Source organism: Photobacterium japonica (genome assembly GCF_050337005.1).
GTDB classification, from domain to species: Bacteria; Pseudomonadota; Gammaproteobacteria; order Enterobacterales; family Vibrionaceae; genus Photobacterium; species Photobacterium japonica.
Genome location: NZ_JAKJSN010000127.1, coordinates 1 through 1,522, shown reverse-complemented (window position 1 = coordinate 1,522; position 1,522 = coordinate 1). Strand labels below are relative to the sequence as shown.

At 39.4% G+C, this 1,522-nt stretch carries 2 protein-coding genes; both read left to right on the top strand.

Going from position 1 to position 1,522, the window contains the following annotated elements:
• The first annotated feature begins 156 nt into the window (after positions 1–156).
• Entirely contained in the window at positions 157–720 is a 564-nt protein-coding gene (locus tag L4C36_RS23720; RefSeq protein ID WP_428480212.1) for a hypothetical protein, read from the top strand.
• Between the two features lie 275 nt (positions 721–995).
• Positions 996–1,522: hypothetical protein (locus L4C36_RS23715; protein ID WP_428480211.1), on the top strand; the 527-nt coding region annotated here is incomplete at its 3' end.

The window sequence follows — 1,522 nt, the reverse complement described above, 5'->3', positions numbered from 1 at the left end:
AGATTGAGCCAAACAAAATATCGAACAGTGGGTAATCCACTTTCGCGCTTTGTCGCTCGTCACGGATGATGCTGAAATGCTCTTTGATGGTATCTAAATTCATGGTCACTCCTCAAAAGAGGAGCATAAGATCACAGTCGACTCGTCAGGTCAATTTTGATCTGGAATTGGGCAAAAAATATTCATGATCTTGCCCTGGGTCGTGAGGCCTCCTCCTACTCGATTGATGTTGATGTTGATGTTGATGTTGATGATATAGATAATAATAAAGATAAGAGATTTAATGAATGGGAATTTAATTCTGGTTTTGTTGGAGAAATAGAAAAGGTACTAGCGATAAGATTGAGCCAAATATTCAATGATTTTGATGATCGTCAGTTAAGGGCGGTCGATATTACCGTGTTCCCTTGGTATAAAAAAATTGAAATGTCTTTTCTGGTTTCTGGTGATGATGCTTCTATTGAGCATGTGAGAGCTTGGGAGTATTTTGATTATCTAGGCATGAGTACTGGTAGTTGGGAGGATGCCAGAGTGTTAGCGAATGAAGTCTATGTGATTTGGAATCAAGAAAAGGATCCTGCATCCATTTTTAACGATTTTGGTAGGGCTGCTACCTCACAGGCTGTCACGAAGGTACTTAACCGGTATAACCTTTCTGCTGATTTCATTATGCAAGTTAAAGATCCAGATGACAGAAACAGCCCTAATTACTGTGAATAATCCAGCTTGGATGTTTGGTTGTTCTCCGTGTATGTATCTCACCCACTTATTCAGCATAAAGTTTGTGACAGATTCCGAAATCAAGCGACATTTGTAATTTCATACCCAAGGAAATAGCAGGTTGTGATAGATTTCATCGTTTATTTAGTGGCCTTTCGATACTTATTTATTGATAGGGCTAACTTTATTTTTATTGGCGATATTTGATTGTCAATATGATGAATAGGTTGCCGTAGTGGGATGGATGCCTATTTACCTGTGATAGGAGATCACGAATGTTTAGCAAAGTAAAAGTCGGCTTGTTGTTTGCTGCACTGCTTTTTATATCAGGGTGTTCTGACAGCCTAATTATACAATTTAAGCACGATATTGATCTGCATGAAAAAGCGGAACGTGAAATTGCTGAGGCTTTACAAGGCATCGCAGTGGTGGATGCATTTACTTGGCATCAAAAAGTAGACACTGTGATTGATGCCCCCATGAAGTTAACCGTAGAGTTCAATGCGAATGAAGCTAACCCTAGTTACTCGGTTGGCCAAGTAAAGCAAAGATTAATGGAACATTTTATCTATCAAGAACCTGACGTCGCAGCCAAAATTTTGATCACGGAAGATAAGAAGGAGGCGCTTGAGCAGACGGGTTATGTCAATGGGCATGAAATGATCGTGCCAATGGATTGGAATCGAGCGAGGGTAGGTGTCTATTATTATGAAAAAAAGAAGAAGAATTTTTCGGTGGATCGTGAGTTTTTTTGTGCCATTGTTGCGCCGTTAAAAACAAGCATTCCTAATTTATCATATTC